The sequence below is a fragment of the Pantoea sp. SGAir0183 genome (genome assembly GCF_043545505.1).
In genome coordinates, this window is sequence record NZ_CP028053.1 from 2,296,838 (window position 1) to 2,316,180 (window position 19,343).

At 55.2% G+C, this 19,343-nt stretch carries 21 protein-coding genes; 1 reads left to right on the forward strand and 20 read right to left on the reverse strand.

Going from position 1 to position 19,343, the window contains the following annotated elements; translation table 11 throughout:
* Window positions 1-550: 550 nt before the first annotated feature.
* From C1N59_RS10690 to C1N59_RS10775, 18 genes are all read right to left on the reverse strand, one after another.
* Complete coding sequence (locus tag C1N59_RS10690) at window positions 551-1,852, reverse strand: PQQ-dependent sugar dehydrogenase (protein WP_054633811.1); 1,302 nt, start codon at window positions 1,850-1,852, stop codon at window positions 551-553.
* Between the two features lie 12 nt (window positions 1,853-1,864).
* Window positions 1,865-2,272 carry a DUF2231 domain-containing protein gene (locus C1N59_RS10695; protein WP_058701939.1) on the reverse strand — a complete coding sequence of 136 codons (408 nt, stop codon included), beginning with the start codon at window positions 2,270-2,272 and terminating at the stop codon, window positions 1,865-1,867.
* A 151-nt stretch (window positions 2,273-2,423) separates the two neighbouring features.
* Window positions 2,424-2,855, reverse strand: a complete 432-nt coding sequence (locus C1N59_RS10700) for a thiol-disulfide oxidoreductase DCC family protein (RefSeq protein WP_033741374.1) — start codon at window positions 2,853-2,855, stop codon at window positions 2,424-2,426.
* On the reverse strand, window positions 2,824-3,447 hold the full coding sequence (locus tag C1N59_RS10705) for an AAA family ATPase (protein ID WP_394549465.1): 624 nt from the start codon (window positions 3,445-3,447) through the stop codon (window positions 2,824-2,826). Before C1N59_RS10705 ends, C1N59_RS10700 begins: the two co-directional genes overlap by 32 nt.
* The gene (locus C1N59_RS10710; protein ID WP_033741369.1) at window positions 3,444-3,881 is read right to left on the reverse strand and encodes a PTS sugar transporter subunit IIA; all 438 of its coding nucleotides are present in this window, start codon (window positions 3,879-3,881) and stop codon (window positions 3,444-3,446) included. The genes C1N59_RS10705 and C1N59_RS10710 overlap by 4 nt, the downstream gene beginning before the upstream one ends.
* Before the next feature lie 9 nt (window positions 3,882-3,890).
* Window positions 3,891-4,160 (reverse strand): hypothetical protein, encoded by a 270-nt coding sequence (locus tag C1N59_RS10715; protein ID WP_039340416.1) that lies wholly within the window; start codon window positions 4,158-4,160, stop codon window positions 3,891-3,893.
* A gap of 63 nt (window positions 4,161-4,223) precedes the next feature.
* Entirely contained in the window at window positions 4,224-5,066 is an 843-nt protein-coding gene (locus C1N59_RS10720; protein ID WP_054633813.1) for a class II fructose-bisphosphate aldolase, read from the reverse strand.
* On the reverse strand, window positions 5,053-6,420 hold the full coding sequence (locus C1N59_RS10725; protein WP_033741366.1) for a PTS sugar transporter subunit IIC: 1,368 nt from the start codon (window positions 6,418-6,420) through the stop codon (window positions 5,053-5,055). Before C1N59_RS10725 ends, C1N59_RS10720 begins: the two co-directional genes overlap by 14 nt.
* Entirely contained in the window at window positions 6,413-6,727 is a 315-nt protein-coding gene (locus C1N59_RS10730) for a PTS sugar transporter subunit IIB (protein WP_033741363.1), read from the reverse strand. Before C1N59_RS10730 ends, C1N59_RS10725 begins: the two co-directional genes overlap by 8 nt.
* A gap of 9 nt (window positions 6,728-6,736) precedes the next feature.
* A complete protein-coding gene (locus C1N59_RS10735; protein ID WP_394549466.1) occupies window positions 6,737-7,717 on the reverse strand; it encodes a 6-phosphofructokinase in 981 nt (326 codons plus the stop codon).
* A 526-nt stretch (window positions 7,718-8,243) separates the two neighbouring features.
* Window positions 8,244-8,828: a YceI family protein gene (locus tag C1N59_RS10740; RefSeq protein WP_039340419.1), complete on the reverse strand. Its 585-nt coding sequence runs from the start codon at window positions 8,826-8,828 to the stop codon at window positions 8,244-8,246.
* A gap of 117 nt (window positions 8,829-8,945) precedes the next feature.
* Window positions 8,946-11,207, reverse strand: coding sequence for a pyrroloquinoline quinone biosynthesis protein PqqF (gene pqqF, locus C1N59_RS10745; protein WP_394549467.1), 2,262 nt, complete (start codon window positions 11,205-11,207; stop codon window positions 8,946-8,948).
* Entirely contained in the window at window positions 11,207-12,349 is a 1,143-nt protein-coding gene (gene pqqE, locus C1N59_RS10750; RefSeq protein WP_394549468.1) for a pyrroloquinoline quinone biosynthesis protein PqqE, read from the reverse strand. The genes pqqF and pqqE overlap by 1 nt, the downstream gene beginning before the upstream one ends.
* A complete protein-coding gene (pqqD, locus tag C1N59_RS10755; protein WP_110267531.1) occupies window positions 12,336-12,614 on the reverse strand; it encodes a pyrroloquinoline quinone biosynthesis peptide chaperone PqqD in 279 nt (92 codons plus the stop codon). The genes pqqE and pqqD overlap by 14 nt, the downstream gene beginning before the upstream one ends.
* 2 nt (window positions 12,615-12,616) lie before the next feature.
* Window positions 12,617-13,372: a pyrroloquinoline-quinone synthase PqqC gene (gene pqqC, locus C1N59_RS10760; protein WP_033741349.1), complete on the reverse strand. Its 756-nt coding sequence runs from the start codon at window positions 13,370-13,372 to the stop codon at window positions 12,617-12,619.
* Entirely contained in the window at window positions 13,366-14,292 is a 927-nt protein-coding gene (gene pqqB / locus C1N59_RS10765) for a pyrroloquinoline quinone biosynthesis protein PqqB (protein WP_033741347.1), read from the reverse strand. Before pqqB ends, pqqC begins: the two co-directional genes overlap by 7 nt.
* Window positions 14,293-14,344: 52 nt before the next feature.
* On the reverse strand, window positions 14,345-14,416 hold the full coding sequence (gene pqqA / locus C1N59_RS10770) for a pyrroloquinoline quinone precursor peptide PqqA (RefSeq protein WP_009090272.1): 72 nt from the start codon (window positions 14,414-14,416) through the stop codon (window positions 14,345-14,347).
* A 139-nt stretch (window positions 14,417-14,555) separates the two neighbouring features.
* On the reverse strand, window positions 14,556-15,578 hold the full coding sequence (locus tag C1N59_RS10775) for a dipeptidase (RefSeq protein ID WP_394549469.1): 1,023 nt from the start codon (window positions 15,576-15,578) through the stop codon (window positions 14,556-14,558).
* A 185-nt stretch (window positions 15,579-15,763) separates the two neighbouring features.
* Between C1N59_RS10775 and leuA the strand changes: the two genes are divergently transcribed.
* On the forward strand, window positions 15,764-17,479 hold the full coding sequence (leuA, locus tag C1N59_RS10780; protein WP_110267532.1) for a 2-isopropylmalate synthase: 1,716 nt from the start codon (window positions 15,764-15,766) through the stop codon (window positions 17,477-17,479).
* On the opposite strand, the gene C1N59_RS10785 is transcribed toward leuA, so the two are convergent.
* Both C1N59_RS10785 and C1N59_RS10790 read right to left on the reverse strand, forming a co-directional pair.
* On the reverse strand, window positions 17,400-18,182 hold the full coding sequence (locus C1N59_RS10785; protein ID WP_110267533.1) for an AraC family transcriptional regulator: 783 nt from the start codon (window positions 18,180-18,182) through the stop codon (window positions 17,400-17,402). The genes leuA and C1N59_RS10785 overlap by 80 nt on opposite strands.
* On the reverse strand, window positions 18,179-19,030 hold the full coding sequence (locus C1N59_RS10790; protein ID WP_226375008.1) for an NAD(P)-dependent oxidoreductase: 852 nt from the start codon (window positions 19,028-19,030) through the stop codon (window positions 18,179-18,181). Before C1N59_RS10790 ends, C1N59_RS10785 begins: the two co-directional genes overlap by 4 nt.
* Window positions 19,031-19,343: the final 313 nt, after the last annotated feature.

Here is a 19,343-nt window from a genome sequence, read left to right on the forward strand (position 1 = left end):
GATAACATGACAGACAATTGACAACGAAAAAGGCGGAGTGGTTAGCTCCGCCTTGGTCAAAGTTCCGGTTATTTTGCATGACCGGTCAGTTGCAAAAGGGCAACGATGATCTGCAAGATGACCCGGATAATCTCCAGAATCAGCTTAGTCAGTTCCATCACTTTCCTTCTCCTGCTTAGGGAGCGCGCTGTTCAGCAGCCAGGACTCTGACATTACCCGCCGACTGCCTGAGCACAACGTTGTGGAGAGGGCTGAGCGGCACTCATGGTTTAAGTCACAGGCCAGCACCACCTGGGACCTGCCGGGATTTACATAACCGTGCTCCCCTGGAAGCAATCAGTTAACCACGGTGCGATGCCCGACGCTCAACACATGTATAAATATACAGTATTTTGGCCAAACTTGAAGTCTTCGCTGTCACTCTTTACACTCAACCTGTGGAGAGTGCTGAGCACCTCGTTTGTCCTCCGGTTACCCGCCGCAGGACGAACAAAAGAAAAAAGGATTTGGCATTATGCCAAATCCTTTTTTTATGCCTGCGCAGTCGCAATTACTTCGCTGAACTGACGCGCCAGATCGTATCACCTGCATCATCGGCGATAATTAACCCGCCCTGCTTATCGCTGGCAAGGCCCACCGGTAAGCCGTGCACTTCTTTTTCATCCTCAGTCAAAAAGCCGGACACCACGGTTTGCGGTTGCCCCACCGGTTTCCCGTTTTCGAATTTCACCCAGATGACCTTGTAGCCGTTCAGTGGCTTACGGTTCCAGCTCCCGTGTTCGCTGATAAAGGCACCGCCCCGGTACTGCGGCATATTCTCTGCACCATAGAACAACAGGCCCAGTGGGGCGACATGCGAGCTCAGAGCGTAATCAGGCTTGATGGCTGTTTTGACCAGATCCGGTCGCTGCGGCTGAGCGCGTACATCAACGTGTTGACCAAAATAGCTGTAGGGCCAGCCATAGAAGCCTTTCTCTTTAACAGATGTCAGGTAGTCAGGCACCAGATCCGAGCCAATTTCGTCACGCTCGTTGACGACCGCCCACAACTGCTTCGTCTGCGGCTCCCAGTCGAGCCCCGTCGGGTTACGCAAGCCGCTGGCATAAATGCGGCTGGCACCGCTGGCGGCATCGACCTCCAGCACGGCGGCACGGCGGTATTCCGCACCAATACCGTTTTCGGTGATATTGCTGTTCGACCCGACGCCGACATACAGTTTGCTGCCATCAGGACTGGCTAACAGCGCTTTTGTCCAGTGGTGGTTAATGGGCCCGCCGGGTAATTCGGTCACCTCTTCCGGCGCGGTGCGAATCTCGGTTTGTCCTTCGCTGTAGGGAAATTTCACCAGACTGTCTGCATTTGCCACATACAGGGTATTCCCGACCAGTTGCATGCCAAACGGCGCGGTCAGATTTTCGATAAAGCGGTGTTGCTCCCACTTGCCATTCACATTACGCAACAGGGTGATGCGGTTACCGCCTTTGCCCCCTTTACCTGAGGCATTTTTTACCAGACCCGTAATCAGCTCTTTCGGCTTGGTCGTGGGTTTGGGTGTGCCGTTGGATTCCGCGACCAAAATATCGTTGTTCGGCAGCACGTAGACCTGACGAGGATGCTGAAGCTTATCGGCAATCTTCTCTATCTTCAGCCCCTCGGCGACCTTGGGCATTTCTCCGTTCTTCCACGGAACACCTTTGGGCACCTGCATCGGCGGTACCATAAAATTTTTGGCTTCCGGCAGCTCAGGATTCGCACCAATCTGTTTTTCAGGCGCGACCGACGCACCGTTATCACACCCGGCTAACAGGGCCGTCAGCGCCAACGCTATCAGGGAATATTGTGGTATTTTCATTGGGGCTTCTCCTTAAGCGATGCGTTGACGAAGGGCAAGTTGCACATTCGCCAGCAGTAGCAGTATCACCACCAGCGTTGAGAGAATCACCGCCGTGGGCACCACTGCGTACGCATCACGGCTGTGAATAAAGGCGTTGGCGATAGCCAGCAGGATAGCCACCAGCGAGATCCAGAAATGGGTTTTCTCTGGCGCGCTGCTGCCGCGGAACAGATAAATAAGACTAATTACTCGTGGCAGAACAGCGATGACCAGACCTATTGCGATTAACCAACTGGCACTGACAGACCAGAAGATGACAGTCGTCTTCATATAGATGATATCGAACAGCCAGGCCGCTACAAAAAAGCCCACCGGTAGAGGTTCGAGGAGAGCGTAAAGCGTCACGGCGATGGCCGATCGTCCAGAGGTGTTGCGCATGATTTTCTCCATTTTCAATAGTTATACAGCCCAGGCACAACGTATTACCTTCCCATCACGTTGTTAACCTGCCTGTAAAATATTAGTAAACCTGAAGAAAAATGATGGTTTTAATTCACCTTTGCAGGCGATGACGGGTAAAGCGGTGTCGTCAGGCCTGATGCGACAGGAACCGGCCTGGATAATCGGCGCGAATGGGCTGTTGCGTCGCATAGCGGCCAAACAGCCTGTAGCGGTTCAGCGCAATGGCGTCGTAAAAAAGGTTACTGAGGCGTTTCGGCAACCAGCGCAGCACGCTCATGATGCGCCACGGCAGCGGCAACTGCTGAAAAACGCGAAAAATAGCCTGCGCCCGAAGCCAGTGCTGTTCATCCCGAATGTAGACGATCGTGCTGATATTGTCGTCAGGCAGGCCGGCCCATCTCAGTAGTGCTTTGCCCTCCTCACTCTGGACGGAAGCAAAACGGACCTGCCGCGCCAGCCGGTGGCGCAACAGGAAACGCACCCATCCTGTACAAAGTTTGCATACACCATCATAAAGCACGACGCTCTCACCCGTTTGCAGATAAGGGGGCTGTGGCATGGGGCGGCTCCTCTGTTTCATCCTCAACAGACGCAGTATAGTCCTTCTTTCCCGTATGCTGAGCCAGCCACTGACAAACCGCCGCTTCATCGATGGCCCTGGCATTAACCCGCAGCAGCGGCCCCAGTGCCATGGGTTGTGCTTCTTCCGCCAGACGACGCAGTTCCGCAAGATACTCCGCGCCGGGGTGACCCGGCATGCGTTGCGCCAGGCGAGCCTGGTAACGCGCCACCGCCTCATCGGGTGAGATCTGCATCCAGATCTCCAGCACCTCATCCACGCCCGCTCGCTGCAAACCCTGCTCCAGCACGCTTTTCGACTGAAACCCAAACCAGGCATCAATCAGAAAAACCGTGTTCACCGGTGACTGGCCCACAATATTCCAGATCGCCTGGTAAGCCGCACAGCCGAGCTGTCGGTTACGCTGACGATCGACCGGGGCGAAGCTGGACATGAAGGGCTCCTTAATGCTGTCCAGCGTTAATACCGGTAAGGTGAAACGCCCGGACAGCATCAGGGTCAGCGTACTTTTGCCCGAGGCGGGAATTCCGTTAACCAGTACTACTCGCTTACTTTCCGCCTGTCTGGTCATAAGATCTCCATGACGTCCGCCACGCTACTGGCCTGGCGTAGTTTGACCAGCGTCGCGTCATCGTCAAGCAGCGAGACAATCGCGCGAATGCCCTCTTCAATGTGGGCATTACTGTCACGGGCACCGAACATGATGACGATATCGGCCTTTTCACTGCCCTCAAACGAGATCGGTTCTGCCAGCACAATCAGACTAAAACAGTCGCGAATAACGCCCGTTTCCGGGCGGGCATGAGGAATGGCGATACCTTCTTCAAAAACATAATAGGCACCGTGCGTGAGCGTGTTATCAATGACAGCCTGAGGATACGAGGCCCGAATATAGCCGCCCGCCACCAGCGGTTTGGCCGCCATGGCGATCACCTGTTGCCAGTCGCTGGCCGCAACCCCGACCTGAATGGCATTGGCTTCCTGTAATAACTGTTTAATGGTCATTACTGCTCCTTAAACTGATTTTCGCACCAGATTGCGTAATTCATCAATTTTCACAAACAGAGGATCGATGTGATCCCGGTAACGACGGCTTTTTGCATAGAGTGATAATGCCCGGTTATATTCCAGCATTAATTGTTTTTGCGTGTCGGTATCGGCGGTATTACTGGCCAGCTTCGCTTCCAGCTGCCTTATTTTCTCGCTGACGGATTCTGCCAGGCGATCCTGTTCGGCCGCATCCTGCGGTTGATTTTCCACTTTCTTTTTCATGAATCCAAACATAGCGACTCCTGCCCCGAAAAGCGCGTGGGCACTTCAGGTTTATTTACGTCGGGATAAATGGGGTTAGCGGAATAACTGCATTTTTTCCACTAATACATTGGTTACCGCATTATTAGCGGGCACCAGGAAATTACGCACGCTGTCGTTTACTTTGCCTTTTTCGAACGTGGTTTTGCACTGCGCCACCCACTGGACATTCATCTCGGTGCCCACGTTCACTTTGTCGATACCGCTGCTGACAGCCAGGCGCATATCTTCATCACTCACACCCGTTCCGCCGTGCAGGACCAGCGGCGTCGCGGTGGCGTCGGTGATTGCGGCCAGGCGCTGGTGCTGAATATGGGCTTTCCCGGTATACAGGCCGTGCACGGTGCCGATGGAAATCGCCAGCATATCGACGCCCGTTTCGTGCACAAAGTGCCTGGCATCCTCTACAGGGGTAAACGCAATTTCATCCATCTCCACGCATTTACCATCTTCCGATCCGCCGATTGCGCCCAGTTCAGCTTCCACGGAGACATTTAGCGGGCGCGCCATATCAATAACCCGTCGGGTATTAGCAATATTTTCCTCAAGCGGTAAATGTGAGCCATCGTACATGACCGAACTGAATCCGGCGTTAATCGCTGTCTGAATCGCCTCTAAATCAGAACAGTGATCCAGATGCAGACAGGTTGGAATATTTTTACTTTTCGCTAAAGATTTAACGGCATCGACCAGTAATTCGTGTCCGAGATATTTTGCCGTACCGGTAGATATCTGAATCATTAACGGGCTGTGGGTTTGTTCTGCCGCCTTAAAAAAGGCGGGCAGCATTTCCAGACAATGTAGATTAAACGATCCCACCGCTTTAAAATCACGTTCTTTGGCAATCTTGAGCAGGTCAGTGAAATTATAAAGTTTCATGCACGTTTTCCTCACGGGATGAAGTGGATTTTCCGTTAACAAACCAGGCGATAGCGGTAACAAAGGCGACGAATACGGCGACGAACAACCAGTTATTCTGGAAAGCATGTCCCAAAACCAGGCCGGTACTGATGACGTCGGAATCGCTGAAGGTCACGCCGGTAAAGCCATAACTTTCCAGCATCGGCACCAGAATGGCCGGCAGGAAGGTAATGAATAAGCCGTGCACGAAGCCCCCGATCATCGCTCCGCGCCGGCCCCCCAACGCATTACCAAACACGCCTGCCGTGCCGCCTGCAAAGAAGTTGGTGAGCAGACCCGGCAGAATCATTGCCAGACCAAACATCGGGAACACCAGCATGCCGACCACGGAACCGAGCGTGGTCGCCAGGAAACCGACAATGACTGCATTAGGCGCATAAGGAAACATGACCGGGCAGTCGAGTGCAGGCTTCGCATCCGGCACCAGCCGCATGGCAATGCCACGGAATGCCGGAACCAGTTCATTCAGCAGCAGTCGCACACCGCTGTAGAGGACAAACACGCCCGCGACAAACTGAATGGACTGCATAAAGGCATACATCAGGTAGTTGGTGCCGCTGCTGTACTGCGCAATAAAGGCGGGACCGGCTGCCAGCGCAGGGATCAGGTACATTGGCACCATCACCACCGCCATTGACAGGTAGGTGTCCTGTAAAAATTTGAAGTTGTCCGGTAACTTCAGATCCTCCGTCGAACGTGACCCTTTACCGACCACCTTCGCCACGGCCGCCGTCAGCAGATAGCCGATGGTACAGAAGTGGCCCAGGGCAACATCGTCCGAATCGGTAATACGCCGTACCACCGGCTGGGCCAGCGCGGGCATCACGACAGCCATAACGCCACCAAAAATCCCGCCGGTCAGAATCAGCGGTAAGCCGGTTAAGCCTGCTTTATAGCCGATGACCGCACCAATCGTGGCCATCCATAACAACGCCTGTCCGGTCAGGAAGATGTATTTAAACGGCGTCAGGCGGGCAATGATGATATTGACGATAAAGATCACCAGCAGCGTCATGGCCACTTCGGAGCCCAGTTCACGGTTGGCCAGCCCGGCGATGGCAGCCACATCAGTGATGTAGCCCTGCATGCCAAAGCCGTGGGTGAAGATACTGTTCAGGAAGGTCAGTGCGCCGACAATAATATTGATGCCCGCCATCATAATTAAGAAGCCGAGCAGGGTTTTAAACGTCCCTTCCACCACTTTTCCCGCAGATTTCTTTTGCAGCACCAGCCCAATCAGCGCAATAAAAGCGATAAGAATGGATGCCTGCCCCAGTAAATCTTTAACCAGAAAATTGATTACACTATTCATGATTAGCAACCTTCATATTACGTTCTTTTAAGAAAGCCACGATCTTTTGCTCAATTTCGGCTTTATCGGTAAGTTTATTTAATATAATGACCCGTTTAATCTGTTCTGGTGTGGCGTCGGCATTTAAAACATCCGCAAACGCTTTTTGCGTCAGAATCATGTCGGATTTAAATGCATTAGCTTCTGAAATTGTGGTGTGATCGATATCGGCTTCAATTTCCAGTTTTTTTAAAACGGCTTTCGCACTCATTTCGATGGCGAAACTTGAACCCAGACCACAACCACAAACACATAAAATTTTCAGCATGTTTTCTCCTCACACTATTTGCAGTTGTTTAGCGAGTTTATAATGGTGCCCTTCTGTATCGACCAGGCGTTTTTTCATGCTTATTAAGTCAATCGGAATAGGCTTATTGCTGCCGTTAATAATGACGGCTTTATTGCGCATTCCGGATTGAATACAACGAACCACTTCACTTGCCATAATGGTGCCCTGATAAATTTCTTCACAGGTGGGATCGCCATTACGCAGTCCATAACCGACAATCGTTTTGCGAATGCGCACACCGATCAACGGTTCAAGTTGCTTAATTAAGGTATCGATTGCGCCCTGAAAGCCCGGTGAATATTCACGTGTATAACCCTCAGAGCACAGGATAATGACGCTGTTCTGTTCACTGAGGCGCTGAGTGATGCGCCCGGCCAGCGTCGCCGTCGGAATCTGACACTCGGGGATTAACGCAAAATCCGCATTCGATTTTATTGCCGATTGCAGCGTCAGTTCACCGCAGTAACCACCGAGCAACTCGACCATAAATACCCGGCCGGTTAATGCGCGCCCCGTATTCCGCAGTTTTGCCACCTCTTTAAGTACCTGCTCACAGGCAGTGGAAAAGCCCACGGTATAATCACTGCCGAAGACATCGTTATCAATCGTCATGCCGATGCCAAAACAGTTCACCCCAAATTCGCTCAGCGTATGTAAAAATTGCAGTGAGCCATCTCCGCCGGCCATAATTAATACATCAATACGCAATGACTTGAGCTGTCGGGTGATGGTTTCGTATTCGCTGCGAATTAATTTTCGCGTGGTTCTTCCCGACTGCATAACCGGAATCGAGGTAACAGAGAAATCCACTAAATCGCGTTGCGCAATTTCCTGACAGACATTATCGATAAGCCCCGGAATACCGCCATTAAATAACACCATTTCCGCCTGCGTCATTCTCGCAATCTGAAAAATAAAATTATTTATGCCGGTAACATCGCCGCCGCTGATTACCATCCCGATTCTCATTCTCCATTCCTCTCTGGCTCAATGCGTCTGCGGGCTATTGTTTCGGGATACAAGCCTTATATTTGCAAGTGAGATCACAAAAACGAGAGTATTTTGCCGGGTGGATAGATTGACAGCGGGGTTATAACAGGTGTTTATGTGAATTAAATCACAATTAATAAGCGCGCCCGTTCTGTGAGCTTCGGTTGATAAAACAACAGGTTAAATATCATCAGGCGAAGAGAAACGGCTATTTCAGGCGCGTGTCCGGATAACAAAAAAACCGCGATGCAGATTTGTGATTTTCGCCTCACTTTTCACTGTGATGCTGACGGGTTAGTTATACGGGCAGCATAGATACCGGTTATTTCGGCAGCGAAAAAGGATTCATCTTGTCCGGTTAAGCGTTTACCGGGTTTTCTTACACGCGCGGCACGATGATGAACGTTTGCGCAAAGCGGGCTGTGTTGTACCGGTGGCGTTGGGTGAAGCGGGCATAAAAAAACCCGGCAACGGATGTGCCGGGCGGGAAAACATGCTGAAAGCGTTATTTTGCGTACGCTTCGGTGGAGATGGTCAGTTTGACATCGTCGCTGACCGCAGGCACGTATTTATCCAGTTTGAAGTCAGAACGCTTGATGGTGCCGGTCGCATCAAAACCAATCGCCTGCTTTTTCACCATCGGATGCTCACCCTGCTTGTTCAGCGTGGCGTGCAGCGTAACCGGTTTGGTGATGCCTTTCAGCGTCAGATTACCTTCTACGTCAAATTTGTTATCGCCTTTAGCAATGACTTTGGTGCTGCGGAAGGTCGCGCTCGGGTATTTGGCGACGTCAAAATAGTCGGCGCCTTTAAATTCTTTCGTCAGTGCAGGCACATGGCTGTCAATTTTGGTGACAGGCAAGGTCACGTCAACACGCGACTGCTCGGGTTTGCTGCTGTCGAACACCAGTGACCCCGTGGCATCCGGAATATCGGCGGTAGGATGCGAGAAGCCGAAGTGTTCCCAGCTCATAACGACCGACGTATGCTGTGGATCCAGCTGGTAGTGCATTGTCTCAGCCTGAGAAACCGGGATATACAGCGCGGCAACTGCGATCAGTGGCAGTGTAAAACGTTTAACATCTTTCACTTTTCATTCCTTTTTTATGGCGTCACATTGAGTCTGGTGCAAAGCGGCAGGAATAAAAAGTGAAGAGATTTGGCGTAAACAATCAAAATCATTCAACAATATCGATGAGTAATTATTCTACTGCTTATCGTCTGTACGTAAGATGCGCCACGCTGATTTCTGGCTGCATAACTGGTGATGCAGCTGCGTTAACTGCTGAGTGCTGAGGGCAGCAATATCCTGTGGCGTCAGTGTGGGCAGTGCGTTAGCCTGACGCAGCGCCTCGACGGTGGGTTCTTCCTGCGCTGCGGCTAACTGTGTTTTCACCCCGTCGAGATCGGCCGCGTCTGTCACGGACGTCATCTGCTGCAGAAAATCGTCGCAATACTGAATCAGCGTTGTGGCAGACAGGGTGGGTGACTGAAGCGCAAAAAGAATACCGTCGATATCCACACAACGCTGGTAACGGCAGCTGACGACATAACCGATGGGGCGTTCAACACGGTAGCGCTGATAAAATCGCGGCGCGTATAGCAGCGCCAGCGCGCGCAGTGCGGCCAGCTGTTGAGGATCGGCCAGTGGTATAAACAGCAGAATGGCGCTGTCGTCCGAGGGGTGCGGTATCCTGCTTTCGCCGCTCACCCATGCCCGCGCGGGTAATGTAGGAGAATTGACCTTCAGCACGCTGAGCTGTTGCGCAAGTTGTTGATGTCGACGGGCATTACCGCCCAGAAGGATGGCCCGCCAGCGCTGCGGCTGCACGGACGACGCCAGGCAGTAAGGCAATTGTCGTAGCAGTTCGCGTATTGCAATACCGGGAATGGCAGAGCTGGCCTCTTCCGTTGTCGGCATCAGGCAGGATAACAGTTGCGCCAGCGCCGCGCTGAGCAACGCCTCGTCGGCGGGTAAGTCCAGCGTCAGTTGCCAGACGCCCTGCCTTTCACACCATTCCCCACCGCCGCCAAAGTGACGCAGTACTGCAAACACCGACCGCAAGGCGCTTTCGCAGGCCTGACCTGCCGCCAGCGTGCTGTACAGTTCGGGACGAAGTATCAGCGTGCCGGAGGTTTCATCCGGGTGAATGTGTGGCAACGTCACTGCGGTGGTGGGCAGCCTGGCGGGCGGGAAAGGATTAGGGCCGGGATAAAAAAACCACTTAACAGGGGGAACACTGATGTCGGGCACCTGCCAGCGTGCCAGGGTGAGCGCATAACCCTGTACGCTGCGTGATTCGCCAGCCACGTCGGCGGCACAAACCAGGGTGGTTGCTGGCACACCGGCCAGCGTCTGTAATAAGGGCGAGAGTTCGGGGCAGTCGCCCGTGGCGGCAAACCCTAAAGCCCGCGCCTGAAGCTGCATTAAGGGCGACAATGCAGCCAGCCGCCGCTGCGCAAGGTGCCAGTAGTGTTGCCGCTGCGTCGCTGTGGTATGACTCAAGGCGGCGAAAAATGACTTCAGCAATGCCTGCACCACGGCGGGTTGCTCACCCGTCACTGTCATCATCAACCACTGCGTTTTTGCGGACTGATACAGCCATTTTAGCTGTAGCTGACTGGCGAGCCCGCGCGCATAGAAGGCGGCCAGCAAGCCGCCGGGGGCTTCATCCAGCAAAAACTCGCGCAACAGCGTGACACTGTCACTTAACGCCGTTGGTAACAGCCAGCTCAGCGTCACTTCGGACGGGCCGTCCTGCTGCAACATCAGCCTCCTGTCGGCCGATAATTCAACGTCTGGTGCCGGAAGACTGCCCGCATCGCGAAGGGCAAAAGGAGCAGCAAAAAACTCAGCCAGCGTTGCCAGTTCGTCCAGCGGCTGCGGCCCCTGAAGCCACAGCGTCATCGTGCCGGCGTGATAAAAACGCTGATGAAACGCCCGCAGCGCGGCCTGCAATTCAGTGACGTTGTCACCAAAAACCGCCCTGTTGCCGGTCTGAAAGCGCTGGAAACTGGCCGGTGCGATGACCGTTGAGAATATAGCCGCCTCTGCTCTGGCCGCAGCGTGATGCTGCAGCAGCCGATGCTCGGCATCAATCACAGCAATTTCCTGAGTAATGGCCTCTGGCGTTAACCGCGGCGCGCTCAGCATATCCTGCAGGCGCAGCAGGCCATCAGCCAGACTGTCCGGGGCGACTTCAAAAAAAAAGGCGCTCTGGCGCGCCAGGGTGGTGGCATTCACCTGTCCGCCCTGCGCCTGCACCCAGCTCATCAGCCGCCCTTCGTCGGGCCAGCGCTGGCCACCGCTGAACAGCATATGCTCAAGCAGATGCGCCAGGCCGGGCCAGTTATCAGGTTCATCGTGACTGCCCGCCGCCACCTTCACCAGCGCCGCCGCCTGCGTTGCGTCCGGCTGGTGGACGAGCGTCACGCGGAGTCCGTTCAGGGTCAGGCTGCGTGTGTGCATTACAGATTCCGCGTTTTATAGATCAACTGAGAATTGGTGCGGTTGCGGAACTGTAGCTGACCGATTTTGATATCACTACAGTCTGCCTGACGACGCGCCTCAAGGATTGTGCCGTGATGCGGTGACTTACTGCAGACCGGATCGGTATTATCGGCATCGCCGGTCAGCATAAAGGCCTGGCAGCGGCAGCCACCAAAGTCTTTCTCTTTTTCATCACAGGAGCGGCAGGGTTCCGGCATCCAGTCGAACCCCCGGTAGCGGTTAAAACCAAACGAGTGATACCAGATGTCTTCCAGCGACTGCTCCAGGACCGAAGGAAAGGCCACCGGCAACTGTCGCGCGCTGTGGCACGGCAGCGCCGTGCCTTCTGGCGTGACGCTCAGGAAAATCGCGCCCCAACCGCTCATGCACGGCTTTGGTCGTTCTTCATAGTAATCTGGCGTAACGAACAGCAGGTTAGTGAGGCTGCCCCGCTCGTTCATCTGCGTGCGGTAGCGGTTAACGACCGCCTCCGCCCGGGCAATCTGCTCACGCGTCGGCAATAACCCTTCGCGGTTCAGCTGTGCCCAACCGTAAAACTGGCAGGTCGCCAGTTCAACATCATCCGCCTCCAGCTCAATGCACAGATCGATAATCTTATCGATCTGGTCAATGTTATGGCGATGCAGTACGAAATTCAGCACCATCGGATAGCCGTGAGCTTTCACTGCGCGCGCCATCTCCAGCTTCTGCTGAAAGGCTTTTTTCGAGCCTGCCAGCGCCGCGTTGAGGGTTTCATCACTGGCCTGAAAACTGATCTGAATATGATCCAGACCGGCCTCGCTGAATGCGTCGAGTTTTTTCTCCGTCAGACCAATGCCGGAGGTGATCAGGTTGGTATAAAACCCTAAATCACGCGCCGCTTTGATGAGTTCGGGCAGATCCTTACGCGTCAGCGGTTCACCGCCCGAAAAGCCCAGCTGCACGCTGCCCATGGCACGGGCCTGGCGAAAGACCTCGATCCACTGTGCGGTGGTAAGCTCGCGCGCCTGCTGGGCAAAATCCAGGGGGTTCGAACAGTACGGACACTGGAGCGGACAGCGATAGGTTAACTCTGCCAGCAGCCAGAGCGGTGGGTTGACGCCGGGTTTAGGTTGGGTCACGGAACTGTATCCACTTCTGTTCATAAGCTGACTGCAGGAATTCTTTCACATCTTCGCCCACGCCGCCCGCGTCCGGGAACTGAGCATCCAGCGTGGCAATAATGGAAGCGATATCCTGTTTGCCGTCCACCAGCGCCAGAATGGCCGCTGCGGTTTCATTTAACTTCGCCATGCCTTCGGGATAAAGCACCACATGGCTGTCCTGTGCCGCTTCCCATTGCATACGGTAGCCACGGCGAAAGGCGACAATTGTGTGTTCGTTCATCATTATACCAGTCGGGTTGTGTGCCAGACGGCCTTATCGGTCACGCTGTGATAAGGCGGGCGGTGAAGTTCGTAAGCCATGGTCATGGCATCCAGCAGCGTCCAGAGAATGTCCAGCTTGAACTGCAGAATCTCCAGCATCCTGTTCTGTTTTTCCGCCGTATTACAGAACTCAAGCGCCAGGGCAAGACCGTGTTCCACGTCGCGGTTAGCCTGACTCAGACGGCTGCGGAAGTAAAAATAGCCTTCTTCTTTAATCCATGGATAGTGCTGAGGCCAGCTGTCGAGCCGTGACTGATGAATCTGTGGCGCAAACAACTCCGTCAGCGAACTGCAGGCCGCCTCCTGCCAGTTAGCGCGGCGGGCAAAGTTGACATAGGCATCTACCGCAAAACGCACGCCCGGCAGGACATGCTGTTCAGAAAGCAATGCCTCACGCGTCAGCCCGACCGCCTCGCCCAGCCGCAGCCAGGCCTCAATGCCGCCATCAGCGCCCTGGCTGCCATCGTGATCCAGAATACGTTGTACCCATTTACGCCGGGTGGCCGGGTCCGGGCAGTTGGCCATGATGGCCGCATCCTTCAACGGGATACTGGTTTGATAATAGAAGCGGTTCGCCACCCAGCCCTGAATCTGCTCGCGTGTGGCCTGGCCATTGTGCATCGCGATGTGATAAGGGTGATGGATATGGTAGTACGCGCCTTTATCACGCAGCGCCTGTTCGAAGGCCTGAGGCGACAGGGTTTCCGTAATCAGCATCTTTCGTCCTGCAACTGTATCGCCATTCCGTCCTGACTCACCTCAATGCCCTGTTCAGTCAGGTACTGACGCTGAGGCGACTGTTCGTCAAGGATGGGATTGGTGTTGTTAATATGAATAAGGATTTTGCGTTTTGCGGGCAGACGGGCGAGTAACGCCATCAGCCCCTGCTCTTCAGCCAGCGCCAGATGGCCCATGGCCTTGCCGGTATTTTTGCCCACGCCCGCGGAGAGTAATTCATCGTCCTGCCAGACCGTGCCGTCAATCAGCAGGCAGTCCGCCTGTTCGAGCCACGGCAGAATCACCGCATCCGGCTCGCCCAGTCCGGGCGCATACAGCAGTTTCTGGCCGTTTGCGCGGTTTTCAATAAACAGCGCCACGTTATGGCCCGGTAACGGCCGATCGCGATAAGGCGAGTACGGTGGTGCGTTACTGAGGATTGGAATCGCAGTGAACTGGAGATCCGGACAGACGTCCACGCTAAACGGCGCTAACGGGCGAATGGGCCGATGCTGTAAGCCGCCGTTCCAGTGTTTCAGCATGGTGAACACCGGGAAACCCGTGGTGAGATCGTCATAGACTTCCGGCGTGCACCATACCTGATGCGGACAACCTTCACGCAGACTGAGCAGACCGGTAGTATGGTCGATCTGGCTGTCAGTCAGGATAATGCCGCCGATCGCCGTACCGCGCAGCACACCTTTTTTGATGAGTTCTGGCGTGTGCAAAATCTGCTGACTGATATCGGGGGAGGCATTGCACAGCACCCAGTCCTCGCCATTATCGCTGACAATAATGGAGGACTGCGTACGCGGCGTCGCCTGAACGGTGCCGTTACGGACACCCTGACAGTTGGGACAGTTGCAGTTCCATTGCGGGAATCCGCCGCCTGCCGCCGAACCAAGGACTTTAATAAACATGAAAGGGACCAGGTGTTGAAACAAAATGCCCGCACAAGCGGCGGGCAAAGGATTAACGGTTGGAAATGTACAGTGTTACTTCCAGACCGAGGCGCAGATCAACAAATGTTGGTTTTTTCCACATAATTTTCTTCCTTATAAATAAACAGACAAAGAACGTACTGCAAGACAGCATCGTAACAGGGATTAAAATGCGAACCTTGTCACGCTATTTTCTCGCAGACCCTGGGGTGAAATCAACGAAAAGCCCGTAAGAAAACGTGTTAACGGATGCCGGTAAGGTGTAAAACCCGCAGCCAGTTTCCCCACGTCAATTTCTCAAGCACGCTTTCATCATAGCCTTTGTCGCGAAAAACAGCGAGCAACCGGGGCAACCCACTGACATCGCCGAGCGCATCGGGCACCGAAATGCCGTCAAAGTCTGACCCGAAGGCCACATGATCGCTGCCCATTATGTTAATAAGGTGATCGCAATGTTTGACGATTTCTGTCAAATCGGTGTCGCTGTCACGTTTTCCGTCAGCACGCAGAAAAGCGTTGCCAAAGTTAATCCCGACCACACCGCCGCTGTCGCGAATCGCCCGAAGCTGATCATCCGTCAGGTTACGGGGTTGCGGACAGAGAGCATGCGCATTGGAATGACTGGCGACCAGTGGGGAAAGGCCGAGCCGCGCGGTATCCCAGAATGCCTTCTCGTTCATATGGGACACATCAATCATCATATTCAGCGCGGCCGCCTGCCTGATAAGCGCTTCCCCTTCTGACGTCAGGCCGGGACCGGTGTCGGGTGATCCCGGAAAGCTGCCGCTAACCCCTTCGCCAAAGCGGTTTTTCAGATTCCAGAAAGGCCCAATCGAGCGCACCCCGGCATGATAAAACGCCGTCAACGCCTCGCCGTCGGGATCCAGCGCATCCGCGCCTTCGATATGGGCGACTAACGCCAAAACGCCCTCTGCGCGACAGGCGTCGATTTCTGCCGCGCTGCGGCACAGTTTTACCCGCCCCTCCGCGTGCGCCACGATACGCTGCAGCAGGTCAAGCTGCTGCCACATTATCGTCAGGGGATCATAAGGTTCTTCTGCAGCACGCGTGGACGCGACCTGCGCCAGGTAATCCTTCGGCAGAACAAAAATCGCGCACAGCCCACCTGCGAATCCGCCCTGCTGGATGCGAGGGTAATCCAGATGGCCCTCAGGCACGCCGGCAAAGAACGCCTCAGCAGGCGCATCACGATGGTGCAGCCACAAATTCAGTAACAGATCGTTGTGCCCGTCGAAAATCTGCATAGAAAACCCCCTCAAGAACATCGGGTTATGCTAACGCTGTCGCCCCGCTTCGGCAAATGGCAGCGCACACTGTGCCACAGCCTATGAATCACGATTGTCACTTTTGCGTATCAGGTTGTCAGTTTTGCGCGCGCCGCATGGCTGCGCTTTCGCCACACTGAGCTGACACCGAAAAGGAGAACGCAATGTTAACGAATCCCGCCGAGAAATACCGCCCTTTCCCCCTGGTTGACCTGCCTGACCGTCAGTGGCCTTCGCGGTCAATCAGCCGTGCGCCGCGCTGGCTGTCTACCGACCTGCGGGATGGCAATCAGGCGCTGGCTGAACCGATGAGTCGCGCGCAAAAGCTGCAGTTCTGGCAATTATTGCTGGACTGCGGGGCCAAAGAAATCGAAGTCGCCTTCCCGTCAGCCTCGCAAACCGACTTTGACTTCGTACGGGATTTGATTGAACAGCAGCGCATTCCTGAAGACGTGACGGTGCAGGTTTTAACCCCCGCGCGCCACGATCTGATTGAGACGACCTTCTGCGCCCTGAAAGGCGCACCGCGCGCCATTATCCATTTGTACAATGCCACCGCACCGCTGTTCCGGGAACGTGTATTTAACCAGAGTAAAGCGCAGATTGTGGCGCTGGCTACCGACAGCGCGCGGCAAATCCGGGCCGCCTGCGAGGCCGCACCCGAGACACTGTGGACCTTTGAATACTCCCCGGAAACCTTCTGCTTTACCGAGCCAGCGTTTGCCCTCGACATTTGTGAAGCGGTGGCCGCCGTCTGGGAACCCGGGCCTGAGCGCCCCATGATCATCAACTTACCCGCCACGGTTGAGGTCAACACGCCTAATGTGTATGCCGATCAGATTGAGTTTTTCTGTCGTCACTTTAGTCGTCGACAGGCAGTGTGCATTAGCGTTCATCCGCATAACGATCGCGGCACGGGCGTTGCCTGCGCGGAACTGGCGCTGTTAGCCGGTGCGGACCGCATTGAAGGCTGCCTGTTGGGTAACGGAGAGCGCACGGGGAATGTGGATCTGGTGACGCTGGCGTTAAACCTTTATACCCAGGGCGTTGCCCCCGGACTGGATTTCAGTGACATGGCCCGCGTGATTGAGGTCGTCACCGCCTGCAATAAACTGCCCGTCCATCCGCGTCATCCCTATGCCGGCGAACTGGTGTTCACCGCGTTTTCCGGTTCGCATCAGGATGCAATCAAAAAGGGGTTTACCTGGCGCGCACAGCAGCAGGAAACCGTGTGGCAGATGCCCTATTTGCCCCTCGACCCGGCGGATATCGGCAGCAGTTATGAAGCGGTGATTCGGGTTAACAGCCAGTCGGGGAAAAGTGGGGCGGCCTGGCTGCTGGAGCAGAACCACGGTCTGCAACTGCCGCGCGCCCTTCAGCAGGATTTCAGTAGGTGTGTACAACAGGAAACCGATGCCCACGGAAAAGAAATGACGCAGCACGCGGTCTGGCAACTGTTCTGTCGTCACTACCAGATTGATCGGCCCACGCTGCGTCTGATGGATGCGCAGAGTGAAAGCGAACAAGGCGAGCAAACGCGCCTGCGCGCCCACGTCCGCCATCACGACCACCTTCTCCTGCTGACAGGCTGCGGTAACGGGCTGTTGTCCGCCGCCGTCAACGCGCTGCGTCACGCCTGCGATCTGACGTTAACGATCGAACATTACCATGAACACACGCTGGGAAAACGCAGCGACAGCCGATCGGTTGCCTATGTCAGCTGTATCAATCTTCAGGGAGAGCGCGCATGGGGCGTCAGCATCGACAGCGATACGTCACGTGCCGCCCTGCAGGCCCTCCTCAACGCGGCAGGTCACTTTCTGCCGCCGGGAAGTAGTCCGTCGGTGCCACACCGAGCACACGACGAAACATCGCACTAAACGCACCGGGGCTCTCATAGCCCAGATCGAGGGCGACCTGTAGAACCGGGTCGCCCTGTGCCAGCCGGGTCAGGGCAATGGCCACGCGCGCACGGCGTACCCACTCGCTGAAATAAAGCCCGGTTTCACGTTCGAAGTGACGGGCCAGCGTCCGGCCAGACACATTAAGCCATTCGCTGGCGCGGGCCAGCGTCCAGTCACCGGCGGGCTCCGCCTGAATCTGCATGCACAATGCCTGTAAACGCGGGCTGTCGGGCACGGGCAAGGCAAAGGGCAGCACATCCATGCCGCGAATTTCATCCAGGATCAGCTCGTAAATCCGTTCCGCCCGGCTGGCGGGCGCATAGGAAACCGGTAAATCCATGGCGCTGACGATCAGCGCCCGCAGCAGGGCCGAAATTTGTACGACCTGGCAACTGGCAGGCAGATCGGCCCTGGCCAGCGGGTCCACAAACAACACCCGGGCCGCGACCGCGCCGGTAATCTGTAAGCTATGGCGCGTCATGGCTGGCAGCCAGACGCCGCGGCTGGGCGGTACCACCCAACTGCCCTGTTCGGTTTCAACCCGCACCACGCCACTTAAGGTATGAATCAACTGCGCACAACGATGAAAATGCCAGGGCTCCGTTGCCCCATGCGGATAATCGTGCGCCAGCGGCACCAGCGGACGCGTGCTGAAATCGAAACTGATCGTTGCACTCATTGCGACTTAAGGTACTTATAGATCACCGCTAAATCCTCTTCGCCGTGCCCGGCCTCAACGGCCTGCTGCCAGACGCGGGCGATATTTTCCAGCGCGGGCAGCGTGCTGTCCGACGCCTCAAGCGCCAGCCGGGCATCTTTAAGCGCCCATTGCAGATGCATCTGCGGCGTGTAATCTTCGCTTTCCATCATGGCGAGCTTCATTTTGGCATACGGCGCGGCCAGCGGACCGCCGTCCAGCACCTGCCACAGATCGTGGGTTGAAAAACCAAACTGTTCAGCGAGCCGGTTGCTCTCCGCCAGACTTTGCATCAGGCCGATTAACCAGCTGTTGATCACCAGTTTCATACGCGAACTTTTGCCCGCCTCGCCCAGCCACTGCGTGCCTTTACCTATCGCGGCAAACACCGCTTCAGCAGCCTGGGCACGCGAACGGTCGCCGCTGGCCAGCACCAGAATCTGGGCGTTTTCCGCAGGCGCTTTGGTGCCGGAAACCGGTGCATCGATAAACACCACATCCGGGCGCGTTTGGGCAAAGAAAGCGATTAGCGCATCGGTTTTTTCAACGCCAATGGTCCCCATCTGACACAGCGTGGCGCCCTGCTTCATAGCCGCATTCACCTCATGCAGCACCTGCGCTGTCGTTTCGCCATCGGATAACATCGCAATCACGACATCAGCCTCGCTTACCGCTTCAGATGCCGAATCCGCAAGGTTCAGCCCGGCGTCAACCAGGTCTTCGCCCCGTGCGCGCGTGCGGTTCCAGCCGTGAACCTCAAACCCTTTTTTCAGTAAATTCGCTGCAAAGGCGTGCCCCATGGCACCCAATCCTAAAACCGCTACGTTCATGCTGATTTCCTTGTAGTGAATAGTCAGGCCCGTGTTGCTCATACGGGTTGGCGTAAGATAAAAGGTAGCATCGGTTACCTCGTCCTTCCGTTAACGTCCGCTGTGGCTTCCCAAACCAGTTACTGACAACGCCGCCTGTCGTTCGGCCCGCAACCGGGCCAAACGCGGGAGAGATCTACCCAGGATGCCCGTCTCACGGTTACATCCATCGGCTGAACATTTACGTTTTTCCAGACAACAGACAAAACGATTAACATAAGGGCGATTGTGCCCGTGGGTTCGTTTATCTCCCTATACTGCGACCTGCCGCCAG